21 protein-coding genes and 1 tRNA gene are annotated in these 18,064 nt (G+C 45.7%); 8 read left to right on the top strand and 14 right to left on the bottom strand.

All coding sequences use genetic code 11. The annotated features are described in order from the left end of the window. The 4 genes from B3N34_RS09850 to B3N34_RS07015 all read right to left on the bottom strand — a co-directional run. Positions 1-100, bottom strand: a 100-nt coding sequence (locus B3N34_RS09850) for a hypothetical protein (RefSeq protein WP_414632104.1), incomplete at its 3' end; no start/stop codon positions are given. A 19-nt stretch (positions 101-119) separates the two neighbouring features. Beyond that, positions 120-803: an MGH1-like glycoside hydrolase domain-containing protein gene (locus B3N34_RS09845; RefSeq protein ID WP_422652828.1), complete on the bottom strand. Its 684-nt coding sequence runs from the start codon at positions 801-803 to the stop codon at positions 120-122. A gap of 449 nt (positions 804-1,252) precedes the next feature. Continuing rightward, positions 1,253-1,330, bottom strand: a tRNA-Pro gene (locus tag B3N34_RS07020). An 88-nt stretch (positions 1,331-1,418) separates the two neighbouring features. Beyond that, positions 1,419-2,744 (bottom strand): pyrimidine-nucleoside phosphorylase, encoded by a 1,326-nt coding sequence (locus B3N34_RS07015; protein ID WP_286976183.1) that lies wholly within the window; start codon positions 2,742-2,744, stop codon positions 1,419-1,421. Positions 2,745-2,921: 177 nt separating this feature from the next. On the opposite strand from B3N34_RS07015, the gene B3N34_RS07010 reads away from it, so the two are divergent. The 4 genes from B3N34_RS07010 to B3N34_RS06995 all read left to right on the top strand — a co-directional run bounded on the left by B3N34_RS07010 (position 2,922) and on the right by B3N34_RS06995 (position 6,421). Beyond that, entirely contained in the window at positions 2,922-3,305 is a 384-nt protein-coding gene (locus B3N34_RS07010) for a 4Fe-4S binding protein (RefSeq protein ID WP_213698780.1), read from the top strand. Positions 3,306-3,322: 17 nt separating this feature from the next. Beyond that, a complete protein-coding gene (locus tag B3N34_RS07005; protein WP_286976179.1) occupies positions 3,323-5,491 on the top strand; it encodes an aldehyde ferredoxin oxidoreductase family protein in 2,169 nt (722 codons plus the stop codon). A 4-nt stretch (positions 5,492-5,495) separates the two neighbouring features. Beyond that, positions 5,496-5,693, top strand: a complete 198-nt coding sequence (gene thiS, locus B3N34_RS07000) for a sulfur carrier protein ThiS (protein WP_091460286.1) — start codon at positions 5,496-5,498, stop codon at positions 5,691-5,693. Positions 5,694-5,842: 149 nt separating this feature from the next. Further along, positions 5,843-6,421 carry a Na+/H+ antiporter NhaC family protein gene (locus B3N34_RS06995; RefSeq protein WP_349679701.1) on the top strand — a complete coding sequence of 193 codons (579 nt, stop codon included), beginning with the start codon at positions 5,843-5,845 and terminating at the stop codon, positions 6,419-6,421. A 53-nt stretch (positions 6,422-6,474) separates the two neighbouring features. On the opposite strand, the gene B3N34_RS06990 is transcribed toward B3N34_RS06995, so the two are convergent. Then, complete coding sequence (locus B3N34_RS06990) at positions 6,475-7,110, bottom strand: hypothetical protein (protein ID WP_286976176.1); 636 nt, start codon at positions 7,108-7,110, stop codon at positions 6,475-6,477. Between the two features lie 139 nt (positions 7,111-7,249). On the opposite strand from B3N34_RS06990, the gene B3N34_RS06985 reads away from it, so the two are divergent. From B3N34_RS06985 to B3N34_RS06975, 3 genes are read left to right on the top strand one after another with little or no spacing between them, the layout of a single operon-like run. After that, positions 7,250-7,804, top strand: coding sequence for a hydrolase (locus B3N34_RS06985; protein ID WP_286976174.1), 555 nt, complete (start codon positions 7,250-7,252; stop codon positions 7,802-7,804). 7 nt (positions 7,805-7,811) lie between these two features. Then, positions 7,812-8,636: an MBL fold metallo-hydrolase gene (locus B3N34_RS06980; protein ID WP_286976171.1), complete on the top strand. Its 825-nt coding sequence runs from the start codon at positions 7,812-7,814 to the stop codon at positions 8,634-8,636. Beyond that, a complete protein-coding gene (locus B3N34_RS06975; protein WP_286976169.1) occupies positions 8,636-9,880 on the top strand; it encodes an NAD(P)-dependent malic enzyme in 1,245 nt (414 codons plus the stop codon). The genes B3N34_RS06980 and B3N34_RS06975 overlap by 1 nt, the downstream gene beginning before the upstream one ends. Here B3N34_RS06975 and B3N34_RS06970 read toward each other — a convergent pair. The 9 genes from B3N34_RS06970 to B3N34_RS06930 form a co-directional block, all read right to left on the bottom strand. After that, a complete protein-coding gene (locus B3N34_RS06970) occupies positions 9,857-10,363 on the bottom strand; it encodes a methylated-DNA--[protein]-cysteine S-methyltransferase (RefSeq protein ID WP_286976167.1) in 507 nt (168 codons plus the stop codon). The genes B3N34_RS06975 and B3N34_RS06970 overlap by 24 nt on opposite strands. A 2-nt stretch (positions 10,364-10,365) precedes the next feature. Then, a complete protein-coding gene (locus B3N34_RS06965; protein WP_286976164.1) occupies positions 10,366-10,932 on the bottom strand; it encodes a methyltransferase family protein in 567 nt (188 codons plus the stop codon). After that, complete coding sequence (locus tag B3N34_RS06960) at positions 10,898-11,962, bottom strand: lysylphosphatidylglycerol synthase transmembrane domain-containing protein (RefSeq protein ID WP_286976162.1); 1,065 nt, start codon at positions 11,960-11,962, stop codon at positions 10,898-10,900. The genes B3N34_RS06965 and B3N34_RS06960 overlap by 35 nt, the downstream gene beginning before the upstream one ends. An 83-nt stretch (positions 11,963-12,045) precedes the next feature. Next, complete coding sequence (locus B3N34_RS06955) at positions 12,046-12,630, bottom strand: D-glycero-alpha-D-manno-heptose-1,7-bisphosphate 7-phosphatase (protein ID WP_286976160.1); 585 nt, start codon at positions 12,628-12,630, stop codon at positions 12,046-12,048. A 4-nt stretch (positions 12,631-12,634) separates the two neighbouring features. Then, positions 12,635-13,063: a hypothetical protein gene (locus B3N34_RS06950; RefSeq protein WP_091460302.1), complete on the bottom strand. Its 429-nt coding sequence runs from the start codon at positions 13,061-13,063 to the stop codon at positions 12,635-12,637. Between the two features lie 17 nt (positions 13,064-13,080). After that, complete coding sequence (locus tag B3N34_RS06945) at positions 13,081-14,037, bottom strand: GDP-mannose 4,6-dehydratase (protein WP_286976157.1); 957 nt, start codon at positions 14,035-14,037, stop codon at positions 13,081-13,083. Positions 14,038-14,049: 12 nt separating this feature from the next. Next, positions 14,050-14,781 carry a nucleotidyltransferase family protein gene (locus B3N34_RS06940; protein WP_286976156.1) on the bottom strand — a complete coding sequence of 244 codons (732 nt, stop codon included), beginning with the start codon at positions 14,779-14,781 and terminating at the stop codon, positions 14,050-14,052. After that, a complete protein-coding gene (gene gmhA, locus B3N34_RS06935; RefSeq protein ID WP_286976155.1) occupies positions 14,768-15,349 on the bottom strand; it encodes a D-sedoheptulose 7-phosphate isomerase in 582 nt (193 codons plus the stop codon). Before gmhA ends, B3N34_RS06940 begins: the two co-directional genes overlap by 14 nt. A gap of 14 nt (positions 15,350-15,363) precedes the next feature. Further along, on the bottom strand, positions 15,364-16,356 hold the full coding sequence (locus tag B3N34_RS06930) for a glycosyltransferase family 9 protein (protein ID WP_273702246.1): 993 nt from the start codon (positions 16,354-16,356) through the stop codon (positions 15,364-15,366). 219 nt (positions 16,357-16,575) lie between these two features. Between B3N34_RS06930 and fliD the strand changes: the two genes are divergently transcribed. Beyond that, positions 16,576-18,045: a flagellar filament capping protein FliD gene (gene fliD / locus B3N34_RS06925; RefSeq protein WP_286976151.1), complete on the top strand. Its 1,470-nt coding sequence runs from the start codon at positions 16,576-16,578 to the stop codon at positions 18,043-18,045. The last annotated feature ends 19 nt before the right edge of the window (positions 18,046-18,064 follow it).

Below are 18,064 nucleotides of genomic sequence, written 5' to 3'. Positions count from 1 at the left end.
CACGCAATATCATGTAGTTCGTCGGAGGCCAGACGCTGCCTCTCCAATAATCGCCATTTGGATTATACTGGAGATCATCCGCGGATAATGAGGGAACCATGTGCGCTCTTTTGAATTCATCAGGATTTTCCAGATGAGCGAGGAATGACTTGAGACGNNCCGGCCAACAGCGCCCAAAATGCTGCGATACTCTTACAGTCACTCAGTTTGCCGTCTTTATGGAGATCATAGTAGAAATGGGTCTTTTTGTCCCACAGCCTGGCGTTGACGATCCTGGTCAGATCATCGATCTCTTGTTTCATCTTGGGGATATCATCTTCTCTACCAAGCTCTTCGGCCATCCGGACGAGAATACCGGCAGCCAGCACTCCTTGCAGGCAAGTGTCGAGCCAAACCATATGATCGTGATAGAACAACTCGATGTATCCGGGCAGATTGTGTCCCATTCTTGGCTGATTGTCCATGCCGCATGCCCATCCTGATGCCCAATAAGTTCCATCCGGCCAAGTCCGGTAATCCCGCATCCATTGATGATATGCAGCGAGCACAGGAAAAACGCGAGCAAGCCTATCTTTGTCTCCCATGTTCAGGTAATATTCCCATTCGGTCCAGGGCATCAACTCGGGGCCGGTAGAAGTTGGGTCGAAGCGTTGAAATCTGTCGTCACCGAGATGCTGGCCGATTTCACGACATATGAAGCCGTCTTTGTGCTGCTTGCTGTAGAAATTGTCCAGGGTTCTCAAAAAGCTGAACGCTCTGCTGCCGTAGCGGGCAAACATCAATATGAAACATGTGTCCCACATGAATATGCAGCCATTGAATGCAGTGTCTATATAGTTTGCTACAAAACCACTTTCCGGATTCAATTTGCGCAGATTCTTGAATGCTAACTGCCAGGTTTTCCAGTAACAATCGATAGCAGATTGGTGCTCTTCCCAAATTGGCTCAGGCAGTAGATGCTTTGAATTTTCAAATGTTGGAACTTCAGCATCTTCTTGCGGCATTGTGAGGAATGTATTTTGCCCAACGAAGCTGTTAGGCTTGTATGTGTCATAATATGCATTAACCAGCGGGCCTCGCCTAATTGGAACTGCAGTTTTGTCTTTTTTCTGCTCCAAACTGTTGCCCTCCGGTTATAGACGAGTTTGGTTCCTTAGCAGCATAACACTGCTTTATGCTCATAAACGCACAAAAACCCTGAAGGAATCCCGACAGGGCAAAATCGCATAGAGGAAAGTTTTATTTTAATAATTGGTCGGGGCGGCGAGATTCGAACTCGCGACCTCTAGTTCCCAAAACTAGCGCGCTAACCAAACTGCGCTACGCCCCGAGCTAAGAAATATTATCATCAAAAGAAGCTATTTTCAACTGCAATTTTTGCCCATGAACCCCTTCGTAACGACATCTTCGGTTGAGGGTTAAAACATCTCAATGCCATCTTTCCTGACTATCCCATATACGAGTTTCCTCTTGCTTTCTTTTTGCCCTGAAATCTTTATCGAAGCTTCCGCTTCTGGCAATACCTCTTGGAGGCGTTTTTCGTCGTTTCCGTAGAGTGTGGCTATATTTTCTCCTTTATTAACGTGTTCTCCTACCTTTTTATTTAGAAATATACCTGCCGACAGGTCGATCCTGTCTTCTTTTTTCTCTCTTCCAGCCCCAAGCTTCATAGCGCATATCCCAAGCCTCTCGGCAGCCATCTTTGAGACGTAGCCATCTGCTTTTGCTTTTAGTTCGTATTTAAATCTTGCTTGAGGGAGTAAAGAATAATCTTCCAGCGCATTCACGTCACCACCTTGAGCCATGACCATTTGCTTTAGCTTAATCATTCCCCTACCGGAATTAAGCGCATCTCTCAATAGATCCAAGGCTTCCTCTCTGTCTTTCGCTACGCCAGCCAAGATAGACATTAAACTTCCAAGTGCAAAACATACCTCCATTAAATCTCTATTACCCCTGCCCTTCAAGGCCTCGCAGGCTTCCATCACCTCCAGGGAGTTTCCGATTGCCTGTCCTAAAGGCTGATTCATATCCGTTATTACCGCCACCGTTTTTTTGCCTGCACTTTCGCCTATGTTAACCATGGTCTTCGCCAGTTTTACGGCTTCATCGACATCCTTCATAAAGGCACCGTCTCCTACTTTTACATCTAATACTATGCCGTCGGATCCGCCTGCAATCTTTTTACTCATAATGGAGCTGGCAATGAGCGGAATGGAATCCACTGTGGCGGTAACGTCTCTCAGTGCGTAAAACTTTTTGTCAGCAGGAACGAGATCTTCCGTCTGGCCAATTATAGAGATGCCTATAGTGTTTGCTATATCGACGAATTCCTCAAGGGGCAAAGAAACCCTCATACCCGGTATAGATTCGAGCTTATCCAAGGTTCCTCCGGTGTGTCCGAGCCCTCTTCCCGACATTTTAGCTATCGGGACTCCACAAGCAGCTACAAGGGGACAAACGATTAAAGTTGTCGTATCGGCCACTCCCCCTGTGCTGTGTTTGTCGATTTTTACGCCCTTTATGGAAGATAAGTCCGCTATTTTTCCCGAATTGGCCATGGCTAATGTAAAAGATGCAACTTCCTCGTAGCTCATGCCCCTAAAATACGTGGCCATCAAAAAGGCTGCTATTTGATAGTCAGGAATAACATCGGATGAACAACCCTTTATTAAAAAATTTATTTCTTCCTTCCTCAGGTGTATCCCGTCTCTTTTCTTCTTTATAATATCAACTGCTCTCATATCTATATTTACAACCTCCCGCCATTCTTGTCATATCTATCATAACAAAATTTTTTGTAAATTAGATTGTTATGTATAGTTAAATAATAATTTATACTATATAATTATGACACAGAGGCATTTCAGATTCGCCCAAGGGGGAAAGGAAATTTATAAGGCGACAAAGGGGGGAAAGGAATGAAATGGCTTGCAACATATCCGGAAAGATGCGTGGGATGCGAAAGCTGTATGTTAACCTGTTCAAAGACTTGGTTCAAAGAAGAGGACAAAGAACTATCTAGGATTCAGGTAAGCAGCAGCGAATCGGGTTATGCTATCAACGTGTGTAATCAGTGCGGCGAGTGCATCGATTATTGCCCTACTTTGGCCATCAAACGGGATAACAGCGGAGTGGTACGCATTGATGAAAGTAAGTGCGTCGGATGCCTCATGTGCGCAGGATTTTGCCCGACGGAAAGCATGTTCGTTGTCGAAAAAAGAGAAAAGCCTTTCAAATGTATAGCCTGCGGCATCTGCAGCAAAGAGTGCCCGTCGGAAGCGCTCGAACTCAAGCAAGATTAACAAAGGGGGGATAATCCGTGGAGAAGATGAAGCTTCTTGCGGAATGGAAATACGAGCCGAAAAAAATCGAAAGAGGATATGCCGGAAGGACACTTTACGTCAACATTGGCGACCGCTCTTTTAAAGAAAAACCCGTTACGGAAGATATGAAGGAAAAGTTCGTTGGCGGAAGGGGATTCGGACTTAAACTGCTCTGGGACGCAGTGAAGGACACCACAAAGTGGAACGATCCTGAAAACGAGTTAGTGATTTCAGGAGGTCCTTTGTGCGGAATCACCCAATACCCCGGATCCGGAAAATGTTATACCGTATTCATCTCACCACTGACAGAGCAGACCTACGACAGTAACGCAGGAGGCTATTTCGGTCCTTTGCTTAAATTTTCCGGGTGGGACGCCTTGGAGGTTCAGGGCAAATCCGACAGGGATGTAATACTTTTCATCGATGGAGACAACAATAAAGTTGAAGTTTACGAATCTCCCTTCGAGGATATAAATGCCGTTACCATTACAGAAGCTTTGCACGAGTATTTTGCAGACAGCGAAGAGGACAAACGCAACATATCGGTCGCATCAACCGGAAAAGGGGCAGAAACCACTAACTGGGGATGTCTCAACATGAGTTTCTACGACTTGAGGCGCAAAACCCCGCGCCTGAAACAAGCAGGAAGAGGAGGCGGCGGAACGGTCTTTAGAGATAAAAAACTGGCTGCCATCGTCGTTAGAAAAAGGGGCGTAGGTCCTGCCAGCAATAACCCTGCAGATATATCGGTGCTGCAAAGAACGGGCCTAAAGCTTCATAAGGAGATCAGAGACCTGGACGACCAACAGAACAAAATGCGCAAAGTGGGCACCCCTCATTTAAACGAAATAATGAACGAATATCATCTCCTACCTGTTCACAACTACAAGTTCGGCCAACACCCTGAGGCTTCGAAAATCCACTCTAAAATATTCGAAAAACTATTCACGCAAGGAATACCTGACGGATGTTGGTATGGCTGCTCCATGGCTTGTGCGAAAGCAGTAGATGGTTTCGAACTAAAGACAGGTCCTTTGAAGGGCAAAAAGGTTACCGTCGACGGCCCTGAATATGAGACATGTGCAGGGTTGGGATCGAACATCGGCATATTCGATCCCGAATGGATCATTGAAGCAAACTTTTACGCCGATCATTACGGCATCGATACCATATCCTTGGGAACGGGGCTCGCTTTCGTATGCGAATGCTACGAATTGGGTTTTCTAAATAAAGATATCACCAACGGGCTCGAGCTGAAGTTCGGCTCGAAAGATGATCTTATGGAATTGATACACAGAATGGGTCGCGGAGACGATAAGTTTGCCAGCATCGTAGGGCTTGGCATACATAAAATGAAAAAGGTATTCGCGGAAAAATACGGAGCTCCCTTCGAAGTGATGGAAAAGATAGGGATGGAAGGCCAGGGCATAGAAGTATCAGAGTATGTCCCGAAAGAATCCGTAGCTCAATGGGGCGGTTATTTCCTCACCCTTAAAGGCCCTCAACACGACGAAGCCTGGCTTATTTTCATGGACAGGGTAAACAAACAACTTCCAACCTTCGAGGATAAAGCCGAGGCGCTCCACTACTTCCCCAACTTCAGGCTATGGTTCTCCCTGGTTGGTCTCTGCAAACTGCCATGGAACGATATCGAACCTGCGGACAACGTGGTCAAATATAAAGGCATAGAGGCCGCAAAAGTTCCGGAACACGTACAAAACTACGTCGATCTCTTCAACGCCGTAACCGGGAAGAGCATCACCAAAGAAGAGCTAATAGTCCAGTCCGAAAGGGTATACAACTTCCAAAGAGTATTCCAACTGAGGCTGGGCAAGGGAACTCGAAGAGACCACAACATACCTTTGAGGGCAATTGGACCCGTCTTTCCCGAAGAGTGGGAGGTCAGAACGGAATATTACGATAACGAATTAAAGGCAGCAGGGATAGATTCCAAAGGTCTGACCACCGAAGAAAAGATTCGGAAATTACAGGAATATCGCTTATCCCAATGGGAACAGCTGGTAGATGCAGTGTACAAGCGCAGGGGCTGGAACAAAAACGGCATTCCAACAGTAGAGACCTTGAAACGTTTAGGAATCGACTATCCTGATGTCGTAGAAGTGGTGAGGAAACACTCAAAGCCCGAGGATAACTGGGAGGAGTAAGAATATGATAAGAGTAAACGGCGAGGAGATGGAGTGGCGTCCGGGGCTTACTGTAAAAGACATCCTCGAGGCCAAAAGGTTTGTCTTTCCCATGATCGGCGTTTGGATTAACGACAAACCCGTTCCTCGTGACAAGTTTGAGACAACCACCGTCAACGACGGCGATGAAGTTCAAGTAATACATATGATCAGCGGAGGGTAATAGCCCCGCCATTAAGTTAAAGAAAATTCACCTTTCGCCATAAACATAACTTTTCAATGGACACTTCGATAACGTTCGTTAACGTTCGTTAACGGTCGTTGTCGAAGTGTCTATTGAAAAATAACTACACAGGTTAGGGGGCGTCTTAATTGAAGGCAAAAGGAGAACCTAGGCCAAGGATCATCGATTCGTTGATCTCAATAGGAGCGCTCATCTTTGTAATGGCAATCTGCCTCGCAGTATATCACACAGATCCTCACGTTCCACTATTAATGGGATCGCTCTTTGCAAGCATCATCGCACTCAAGGTCGGTTACAAATGGAAAGACATCGAGACGGGCATGATGCAGGGAATTACCCAGGCTTTACAAGCAATAGTGATACTTGCAATTATCGGAGTCCTTATAGGAGTGTGGATAAAAGCGGGCGTAGTTCCATCAATGATTTATTACGGACTTATGGTCATTTCGCCAAAATTTTTCCTCGTAGCGACATTATTAATTTGTTCCATAGTGTCTCTAGCCACAGGTACTTCATGGGGAACCATCGGGACAATGGGCATCGCCCTGATGGGTATAGGAGCTGGTCTAGGGATACCTCCTGCACAAACGGGAGGCGCAATAATAAGCGGCGCATATTTTGGCGACAAAATATCGCCTCTTTCGGACACGACCAATCTTGCTCCAGCAATGGCCGGATTACGACTTGGCCAAATGACCGAAGAGTGATTTACCTGGACCCTTTAAAAAATAGAGGGGGGTTAACCCCCCTCTATTTTTGGCTAAGATGTCTTTCCATCATCATTTCCCTTTTGAAGATGATTGTTCCTTCTCCGAAATCTTTCTTTCCAAAGGAGGCCGCGCTTTTCGTCTCCACTTATTTCCCTGAACAACGGAATTTCCGTCCAGCCCCAGGGAGTCAAAAGGATGAAGCGAAGGGAAACGCCCATTTCCGTTAATGATTTTATGTGCTTTGAGTACTGAATTACATCGCTCAATTCCCAATTTTCGGCAATAATCCATATCCTTCGGCATGTTTCTTTTGCAAACAGCGCCGCATGATCTATTGCCCATCTCATCGCTTCATCGTTATCAACTGGCGTAAACGAGAGAACGATGGCTTCCTCATGTCCGAATCCGTCTATCTCCGGACCTACAACGTCAGCGTATTCTCTAAGCCATGCCAACTGCTCCAATAAGTATTGCGGATCGTCGAGGTCGTAACCCTCCGAAGCTAATTCTTCTATTCTTTTAACCTCGTCGCCGTTGGAGACAAACCCCCACATGAAACCCTGAATTTGAGAAAGCAACCTCTCAATGAATGGTGGATAATCTTGCATAGACATCATTTTAAGCAAATCCTCCACATAAAGTTGATTATCGTCGTTTGCATTACGCCTATCCTTCTTGTTTGTCATGCCACCTACACCTCCCGCCATCATATACAACCGATGGCCGAAAGAGAATAACATAACGGGAATAAAATTTCCAGTGGAAAAATTACTGTATTTGAAGCAAAATAAATATGACAATTAATCAAAAGGAGGACCAGGCCGAATGACGCCTTATACACTGAAAAAAGACAAATCCCAGCTGTTGATAATAGACGTACAGGAACGTTTGTTACCCGCCATCTACGATAACACGTCAATTGTAAGAAATATCAAGCTGCTTTTGAAGGCAGCCCAAGTGCTCTCTATCCCGACGAAATATACAGAGCAATACCCAAAGGGTTTGGGTCCAACTGTTTCCGACGTATTGGAGTTGCTTCCCACTGAAACTCCCCGGTTTGAAAAAATCCATTTTTCCTGTTGCGATGAGGGCAATTTCAAAGATTTTCTAGGACAGGAAAGGAAACAGGTAATATTAGCAGGCATAGAGACCCATATATGCATATTGGGCACGGCAATGGATCTGTTAAATGACGGATACCAAGTGGTGATCGCCATAGAGGGGGTAGGAAGCAGGCGTAAAGAACATCATCTTGCTGCCCTCAATGTCCTTTCACAATGCGGGGCCATGCTACTGCCAACAGAAAGCATTATCTATCAGTGGTTGAGCAAATCGGGGACTTTCGAGTTCAAGGAAATGTTGCCCTTTTTTAAGGAGTAACTCCAAAATGAACGATATTGCCGATCTATTCTTCAAGGGAGCATTCATTAAGTTTTTAGGTACAGGCGGCGCCAGGTTTGTAATGATAAACCAAACCCGCTCCACGGGTGGCATCTGGCTTGGCCTTTTCGGCTACCACATCCTAATTGATCCGGGTCCGGGTTCGCTGGTAAAAATTTGCGAAGCAGGTACACCCTTTACTCCGGAGATCCTGGAAACGGTCATGCTTACACATAAACACCTGGACCATAGCAATGACATAAATGTTATGGTTGAGGCAATTACGCATGGCGGCTTTAAAAGACGGGGCACTCTCATCCTCCCCCGAGATGCTGCAATGGGAGAGGGACAAATATTACTCTCTCACTTCAACACAAAAATTGGCAAAATTCATTACTGGGAGGATAAAAGACTGATACCGCTCTGCGAGGGAATGTTGGAAGCGGTCCGGTTGATTCATCACGGAGTGGAGTGCTACGGCTTTATATTGAGATATCCTGAGATTGCTCCCTTTGGTTTTATAAGCGATACACGATACGATGAAGAAATTGTAAAAAGATATCATTGTTGCAAGGTTTTAGTTGTCAACATGACCTTCAATCACATCAGAAATGGTGTTGACCATTTAGCCGTCGATCATGTCGCTCTGATCAGAGACCTGGTGGCTCCGGAGCTGATCATGCTAAACCATTTTGGTCGAGGAGTAATCGATGCCGGTCCTGAAAAAATTGCCTCATCCTTGACTACCAAAAGCTGCAAGGTTATAGCACCCTTTGATGGCCAAATGATTGATTTAAAATCTTTCGAATCTTTTTTTGAGGAGGATACTTAATGTTAATGGAATGGCATCGTGCAATCGAGCTGCACAAAAGAACTAAAGGCAAAGTGAAGGCATACCCATCATTAAGGCTTCGCACCAAAGACGACTTGGCCTGTGCATACTTCCCGGGAAGCTATGCCGCCGCCGATCTGATAAGCAAGAACAATGATGCTTCCTTTGAATACACGGGAAGGGGAAATTCGATCTTTGTAGTTTCAAACGGTTCTTCAATTTTGGGCCTCAAGGAACAGGATCCATTTGCAGCTTTGCCGATATTGGAGGGCAAATGTCTTATATACAAAGTATTTGGGGACATAAACGCCTTCCCCCTCTGCCTTGAAGCCAAAAGCGCCGAAGAGATCATCGAGACATGTAAGTTGATAACTCCCACTGTCGGTGGAATAAACCTGTCCAACATATCGTCACTGACATCGTTTGAAATATTAAGGAAACTTCAAAGCTCATTGGATATTCCGGTATCTTCCGATGATCATTACGGAATTGCCGTAGCGCTTTTCGGGGCTCTGAAAAACGCCTTACGCATAGTAGGCAAGGATCTTTCTGATATCAAGATAGCTATATGGGGAGCAGGCAAGGCAGGCATATCGACAGCAAGATTACTGCTTTCAGCAGGAGCAAACCGAATAGCAATGGTTAACAGCCATGGCATATTGACAAAGACAAATCCCTACATGAGCAAGGAACAAGCGGAATTGGCGGAAAGATTGGACCTAAACGTGGACTATCAAGATATTAAAGCAGCCATATCTCAAGCCGATGTTCTAATAGGGCTATCGACGAAGGACGCCTTCGAACCTGATTACATTAAGCTCATGAACCAAGACCCCATTGTATTTGCCTTGGCACTGCCGGAACCGGAAATTAATCCCGCTTTAGCAAAAGAAAAGGGAGCTGCTATAGTGGCTAGCAGTTTATATTGGACTACGACCATCAATCCTATAGCCAGTTTTCAGGTATATCCTGGGATAATGAGAGGAGCCCTTGATGTCCGAGCAGCGACAATAACGACAAATATGCTTTTAAAGGCAGCCGACGGATTTGCCCAATCAATTGACGAAAAGCGGCTATCTCCCGACAACATAGTGCCGCCTCTTTTTTCCGACGAGGTTACTCCACGCATAGCGGAGGCCGTGGCCCAAGCTGCCATAGAAGAAGGGGTCGCCCTTAACCCTCTTTCGAAAAATAAAGTGTATGCTCAAACCTGGGAGAGGCTATTCGGCGGAAGGATTATTTAATACTTTGGCTTCATAGGCTAAAAGGGCTTCCTTTATTTTTATGCCCTGCGGACCTCCATAGCCCAATAAATCTCCGTCCTTGCCTATTACCCTATGGCAGGGCACAAAGGGGGGCCAAGGGTTGTAGCGCATGATAGTGCCTACAGCCCGTGCTCCTTTTGGATTTCCCGCCAATGCAGCGACCTCCCCGTAAGTTTTTTTGTGCCCAAAGGGGATGCCTTCCACAACTTCATATACCTTTTCAGAAAATCTAGACGGCCTTCTTGGCGTTCCCAACTTTACCTTAGGCCTTTCGCCCCTCCAAAATCTGTTCCACGCCTCGAGCAACCACAAAGGCGGGTCTATGGAAGGCTCCAAATAGGAGGGAACCACGCGAACGACAATATCCTCGATATATATAATTTCAAAGGAACAAGCAGGGGAAGGCAATACGCAACGGCTTAATATATTCGGTTTTTTGTTTATTACCACAAGCTCTGGCATCTTTACCACCACAATCTACTTACGATCAACAAGCTCCCTACTATAGTTACCCGCAGAGAGTGTCTTTCGCTTTTTACCAGAACCTCCCGTGAGAACGGCCCTTTAATCTCCTCCATCTTCGGCCACCTTTTTATAATTAAAGTCCCGGTTCTATCCTTGTAACTAAGATATTCATTGCCGAATTTGTTTTGGAGAAACCCCTCCTCATAGGGTATGATCAAAAGGCAATAGATTATATAAAAGGACACCAAAAAAATCCAAACGCTCAAATAACCTGCCATAATCGCCCACCCCAAACCAATGAGGCCATTTCCCAGATAAAGGGGGTTTCTGACAAATGCATAGGGACCCCAGGTAGTTAATTTTGAAGCCTTTACCTCTACTCCTCTGTATAACCCGATCGAACCGGCCGCCCAAAACCTAATCGCCTGGCCTGCAGCAACGAAAATAATCCCCCAAATAATGCTTTCATGGGTCGGCTTTGCCAAAAATAGTATAATCAAATAAAGGGCAGTCCACAGACCGCCTCTCCACTTAAAAGCTGTCTTCCTGATTTCCTGTAGATTCATTTTCGCTTTTCCTCTCCAATATTTTAGTTATTATGTTCATTCCTATAGTTCTAATGGCGACTGCAACGCCTATTGCTATGGCTAAATAATGTGTAAAAAACCTCCATCCCAGCGACAAAAGACCTGCCATATTGAGAGGAACCAAGGTCTTGTACACCACCACACCGCCCCCCTCGGCTACACCGCTTGCTCCGGGAGTCGGTATGAAATATAGGACAAAAAAGAAAAGCCCTTGAAGTATCGTGGCTTTCATAAAGGATACGCTCACGCCTAAGGCATAGGCGAGAAGAGGGAACACCGATACGGTAAAGACAATATAAAGCAAAGTTAAAAGGCAAACCAGCGATAACCTCAAAAATCCGCTATTTGTCAATAATTGCATATTATGCACATACAGATCAATTTGCCGATTCAAAAAACGGACTGCCGAGAAGACGCGCAAGTTGAAGACATTTAACTTGCCAATGCGTATCGTAGTTACTTTAGCAATGTGTTTGATGGAATCTGACTTTGCTACACTTATGACAATTACAGCGCAAAACAAGATGACGAAGACAACAGCGTAAAGAAACATGCCCTTCATCGTAAGGCTGTCGATAAAGGCTTCCGGAACCAGGAGCATTGACAGAGGCACAAAAACGCTAAGTACGAGCACCGTTATTATCGTCCTCACTATGGTTAGGGCTACCCCTTTTCCGACAGGCACCCCGTTGCTGTGAAGAGCATATATTACAAGGGGGCCTCCGCCGCTTTGAAAGGGGGTAACGGCAGAGCCAAAGGCATTCAAAAAGACCAGCGAAAGAGCCAACTTAAGGGAAACATTCTCGCCAATAATTGCTGCTATTGCCTGAATGCGAAGAGCATCAAATATCCAAGCTGCGATAGAAAAAATAAGGGCCAAAGACAGCAACGACATTTTGGCTGAAGCGAATAATCGCCATGTTTCCTCGTCACTGGTGTAATATAGGGCTAATGTGCCAACGCATATTGTTAACACGATAAAATATAATATTCCCCTCTTCAGCGACAAAGGCTGCTTCCTCCCAACACGACAATACGTTTAAAGAACAATAATATGTTCAAAAGGTACTTTTTGCCCTCTCCTCCAAAACCTCAAAGAGAACGTAAAGAAACATCGGATTTAATGTACAGAGCCGCCTCAAATAAATCATATTTAACGGCTTCATATAGTGAAGTATCGCAAAAGGACTCCTTTGAGATCGAATGCAGATCATCATCTCTGTTGAGAAGTATACCTTTGCACCCTGCATTTCTTGCAAGTTGCACATCTACGAGCGAATCGCCTATTACCCAAGATTTGGATATATCTATATCATACTCACAGATAGCCCTTTTTATCATCCCCGTTTTGGGCTTCCTGCAATCGCAATTAACATTGTAAGGGGGTAAGCCCTCCGTAGGATGGTGGGGGCAATAATAAAAGGCATCGATAGTAACGCCATTATCCTTGAATAATCTACCTAAAATATCGTGAACATTTAACACAAATCCTTCGCTGAAAAAACCTCGCGCAACTCCACTCTGATTCGTCACCACAATCAAAAGATATCCCATCGACTTGAGTAACTTCAAACCGTCAACAACGCGCGGAAGGACTTTAATTTGAGAAATTGAAGAGAGATATCCTACATCCTCTATTAAAGTGCCGTCACGATCGAGGAAAACCGCTGAGCGCAAACCCTCATTCTCCCTTTGTCGCTATATCGTGAAGTTCGTCCACATAGGGCTTCATCTCCCTGAATTTGGGAAGTATTTCTTCGCGCAAACGATAGGCCAGCTCGAAAAATTTACCCTCCTGCAGGCAGGGCATGGCGTCTTCAAGGGAATGAGTCAAGGCTTGACTGGCATCGAGCAAATTCCCATCTGCAATGCTCTCGCCCTTTACGCCCAACAACATTATACTGTTTTGTATGACTTTCATTACCCAGCTGATACCTTCCATGAGCTTCGACATCAACATTAGAGCTTCTTGCGTATCTTCGCTTTCAAGTTTCTGTGCAACGAGATCTACTCCCTGCACTACAACAGGAATGTATTTTTTCGTCTCCTCCAAGGCCTCTATGACCAACTCCTTGACATCCTTCTTTTCACCGTCGATATCCACATACATTGCAGTCACCCTCTATCCTATTTTTTTAAATTTTCCCTCCACCATCTAACCATATCTTCAACCGTTTGCCTCAAAGAAAACTTCTGAACAAAGCCTGCTTCATCTTTCACTTTGCTCAGGTCGTTCCAGTATATGGGTTCATCCTTTTCGCGGACGAGATCTTTGTCCACGACAATTTCCACCTTGACGGGGCAACCTTCGAGGACTATATCCAAAAGTTCCTTGATCGAGCATGGCTTCTCTCCCGAAACATTGTAGGCCTCTCCACTCCTTCCGTGTTTTTCGAGGGACAAAAAACAATCGACGGCATCTCTTACATCAAGAAAAGCCCTCTTCGTATGGAGGTTACCCACTCGAAACACGGGCTCTGTCATTCCAAGCTCGATTGCGGCTCTTCTATATGTGAAATCTGAAACTACTTCGCCTTTCCTGCCCGGACCTACGCAATTTCCAATGCGAAGCCTTATTATATCAAGCCCGTAAGAACTGAAATAGGTAAAGCCAAGCAGGTCCTGTGTGGCCTTTGAAACGCCATATACGTGGGCGGGCCTGAAGGGCTGATTTTCCTTCACTGGGGTTTCGGAAGGATCGATAAATCCGTAAGCCGCCGTCGAAGAAGCAAGCATGATCCTTGTAGATTTCAGACCCAATTCCAGAAGGGACTCAAACAAATTTAAGGTTCCCAAGACGTTGGTTTCCATTGTATAAGACGGGGCTTTGAAGGACTCCATGGGATAGCTTTGTGCTGCCATGTGATACACCACATCGGGGCCGACTTCCTCTAAAGCCTCTTTAAGATGAGGCTTATATCTTACATCAATGTTGTAGGTCTTAACCGCATAGGGTTTTACCATTTCTACGTCAGAAGTTGGACGAAAATAAGATCCGTATACCTCATATCCGACTTCGGACATTTTTTTGGCCAGATGAGACCCAATAAATCCTCCAATTCCAGTTATAAATGCTCTCTTCAACTGCAAACCCTCCTATGAACCCAGAATATAAGGTATTTCCCTTTGAGCTTTAAAATAGTCCTCTGGCACGCCGATGTCTATGAAATAACCGCCCGAACGGAATGAGTAGACAACACCCCTTCTAACCAATTGCGGAACAACCTCCTTCTCCCAGGACAGGCGTCTCAATGGAAGCTCTTCCACGATATCTCTATCGACTACATAGAAACCCCCGTTGACAAACCAAAAACCGCCTTCCTCTGGCGGGACGTTCTTTTCTCCAAAGGATACTACCTTAGATTCGTCATCGACTTTCAAGGGATCTACCCGGGTCAGATCCTTCCATGGCCTGGATGCGATAGTCAGTTTTGCCCTTTTGTTGACATGGAAATCGAACATTTCACCCAGATCCATATCGAGCAAAGTATCTCCATTCATGAAGAAAAAAGTCCCCTCGTCGATATAGGGCAATGCATTTCGCAGTGCTCCCCCTTTGTCTAAGGGCTCTTTCTCCAGACTGTAAGTCGCTTTAAGGTTCCATTTGCTTCCGTCTTCTACAAAGGCCATAATCTTATCTGCACCATACCCCAGAAGCAGCAGGATTTTTGTAATCCCCCTGCAGCTTAACATGGTCAACAGCCAATCCAAAAAGGGCCTCCCCGCTATAGGCGCCAAGGCCTTGGGAACGTCCGAGACGACGCCTCTAAGACGTGTTCCCAAACCGCCGGCAAGTATTACAGCCAGTCTGCCTCTATTTTCTTTCATCGAAAAGTCCATCCTCCACCAAACCGCAGATGATATGCCCCCAAAGAATGTGAACTTCTTGGATTCTGGGGGTATCTTCCGAGGGCACGCTCAAAAGGACATCACACAGGGAAGACATTGTATCCGCCTTTCGACCGGTAAAACCGATCGTCTTTAAACCATTCTTTTTCGCATAATCCAAGGCCTTTAATACATTCGCGCTTTTGCCGCTGGTGGAAAGCCCTACGAGCACATCCTCGGGCCTACCAAAGGCCTCAATTTGCCTTACAAAGACATCGGAGTAGTCGTAGTCATTGGCGATCGCCGTCAACGCACTTGTATTGACATGCAAGGCCATGGCAGGAAGGGCTTTTCTTTCTCTTTTAAATCTCCCCACCAGCTCTGCTGCCAAATGCTGTGCATCAGCAGCTGAACCGCCGTTTCCGCAAAATAAAACCTTTCCTCCGCCTTTATAGGCAAGAATTATCAACTCGGCTGCCATCTTCACGCAACCAAGCAAATCGTCGCTCAAGAGCATCCTCTTTAATTCTATAGAATCATTTATCTGATCCTCTATGAATTTGATCAATCATGACTCTCCTTTCATGCTAAAAGCTCCGCACAGGCACTAAAGACATCATTAACACCTATTTTTGACATGCATCCAAAATCCCCGTATACGCACTCTTTTCCGACACAGGGCGCGCAGGGCAATGAGGGGGCCACCACCCTATGTCTCGTCCCCCAAGGGCCATATCTTTCTGGACTTGATGGCCCATAAAGGCCCACCACAGGAACGCCCACGGCGCTTCCAATATGCAATGTGCCCGTGTCGTTGGTAACGAAAAGGGAGGCCATACCAAGAAGGGCGCCTAGCTCTGTCAGCGGGACCTTTCCAGTTAAATCGAGAGTGTCGATCTCTTGCAGCCCCTTCAGAACTTCCATGCCCAGGGAACGTTCTTCCTCGGAATATCCTATCACACCTATTACGGCACCGAATTCCGAGATCAAGCGCCTGCCCAAACTTACAAACCCTTCTACAGGCCATCTCTTAGGCGGCCAGTTGGCTCCGGGGTTAAATATCACCAGTTTTCGATCCTTAAGCTCATCTTTATATTTTGTTTTAACCATTTCTTTCATCTCGAAAGGCACGAAAAACCTCAACTGCCTTATCCGTATTGGAATGCCAAGAGACGCTAAGGCCTGCAAAGTCCTTTCTGCTTCATGTAATGTCTTGGGCAAAAATACCTCCCGCAAACCCCATAGGGGCGCGTAGCGGGCCCCCGAAAACAGGGGCATTGCAGTTGCCCTGAGGTCGACAATCAGGTCATATTTCCCCTGCCTCATGAGCTTAATCGCCCTCAATCTCCCCTTGAATCCCGAAAATTCGCCTCCCCTATCGTAGACTCTTATTTTATCCCACATCGGGTCCTCGGAAAGGGCAGCTAATGCCCTTGGACCCACCCATAGGGTAAATTCGGCCTTCGGCAAAAAAAGCCTCAAGTTCCACAACGCAGCAGAGGCCATAACCATATCCCCAAGACATGAAAGGCCTATTACCAACACCCTTTCAATTTTATTCTGATCTATTCGCAAAGAAACTGCCTCCTGCCAAAAATACCTTTTTTCACTGTTCCGGCATGAATATTTTACCATCACGAACGAAAAAGCGAAGCTCGCGGTGTAATATCCTGACTCTGCTTGCCAAAGCACCTTAAAGGCAGATACAAAATATGTCGATACTACTTATAGCGTTAAATCATGTTATCATAAATAACGAAAATTTCTCCGATCAATAATAAGGAGGTTATCTCCATGGCTACAACCGACCCTCTCTTCCAGGTAACAGGCTTGGTCTCTGGGATAGATTGGGGCACGATGATCGATAAAGTTATGGAACAGGAGCGCAAGGTTACCGACATTTGGACTGCCGAAAAGGAAAAGCTGGAATTTAAAATAGATCTCTACAACGAATTCAGCGCGAACTTCAAGAGTTTGCGAACGGCGTTGACACCCCTAAAGCTTGAATCCACGTACAGGGCCAAAACGGCCGAACTAATTAACGTTGGCAGCTCTCTGGACCCTTCTTCGGTTTTGAGTATAACGGCAACAGCCGATGCGGAAATCGCAAGATACGATATCGAAGTGTTGCACCTGGCCAAAGCCCACAGCATCACCAGCAAAAGGCTTGACGATCCAACGCAGACCATAGGAGATCTAATAAACGAATTTACCGGGGGAAGTTTTACCATAGGATCGGGCGACAAGATCACTACAATTCAGGTCACGGCCAGCGACACCCTTTCCTCTTTGGCATCAAAAATCAATTCGGCCACGACCAACGAGGGAGAGAGTATAGGGGTAACGGCGAAGATAATGGATAACAGGTTAATAATTACCAGCAATGAGACGGGAGAAGCTAATGCCATAACGGTCACAGATGACAATAGTATATTGAGCGCCCTCGAAATTTGGGATGGATCCGATTTTACTAATGAATTGCAGGCGGCACAGGATGCAAAAATTAAAATTGACGGACTGGAAGTCCAAAGATCCGATAATGAGATTTCCGACCTTATAGAGGGCCTCACTTTAAAGCTCAATGGCACGGGTCATGTCGTGACCGATATAGTATTGGATGCCGAAAAGGCGGTTAACGCCATCACTGACTTTATTGATGCCTACAATGCGGCCATGGATTGGATAAACGTCAGGGTTTCGGAAAAACCTATCGAAGACCCTCAGGAGGAATATCAAAAGAAGATAGGGTTACTCAGAGGAGATTCCCTGTTGTGGCAAACCAAGTCCAGAATGCGATCTTTAATCTCTGACCCCATAGCCACGGGCGGTGCCTTCGCAATGCTTTCTCAGATCGGCATTACAACTGAAGCCACGGACTACGGCAAAAGCGGAATGTTGGAGTTCGACGTAGACAAGTTTATGAGCGCCATGACCACGAATTCCGATGATGTCGCAGCTTTGATGACAACGGTAATGTCGAAGATAGATACATTCATCGGAAATACGATAGACAACGTTCCTGTAGCAATCGGAAACACGACAGGCACCAAGGGACGCGTTGCAAGCCAGATAAATTTCCTGAATAACAGAATTACGGCAATAGACAAAAGAATCTCCGATTTCGAAGAACGTCTTGCTATCAAAGAAAAGGGACTGATAGAACAATACAGCCAGATGGAAACCGTCCTCTCTCAGCTTACATCGCAGGCTAATTGGCTTGCAGGAATTGTCACTCAATTGTCGTCCATAGGCTCTGGAGCTTAATTGCTGAGATTTGAAACAA

This window comes from Acetomicrobium sp. UBA5826, assembly GCF_002433005.1.
Lineage (GTDB): Bacteria > Synergistota > Synergistia > Synergistales > Acetomicrobiaceae > Acetomicrobium.
The sequence above is the reverse complement of the archived record's forward strand: the minus strand, read 5'-3'. Positions and strand labels throughout refer to the sequence as shown.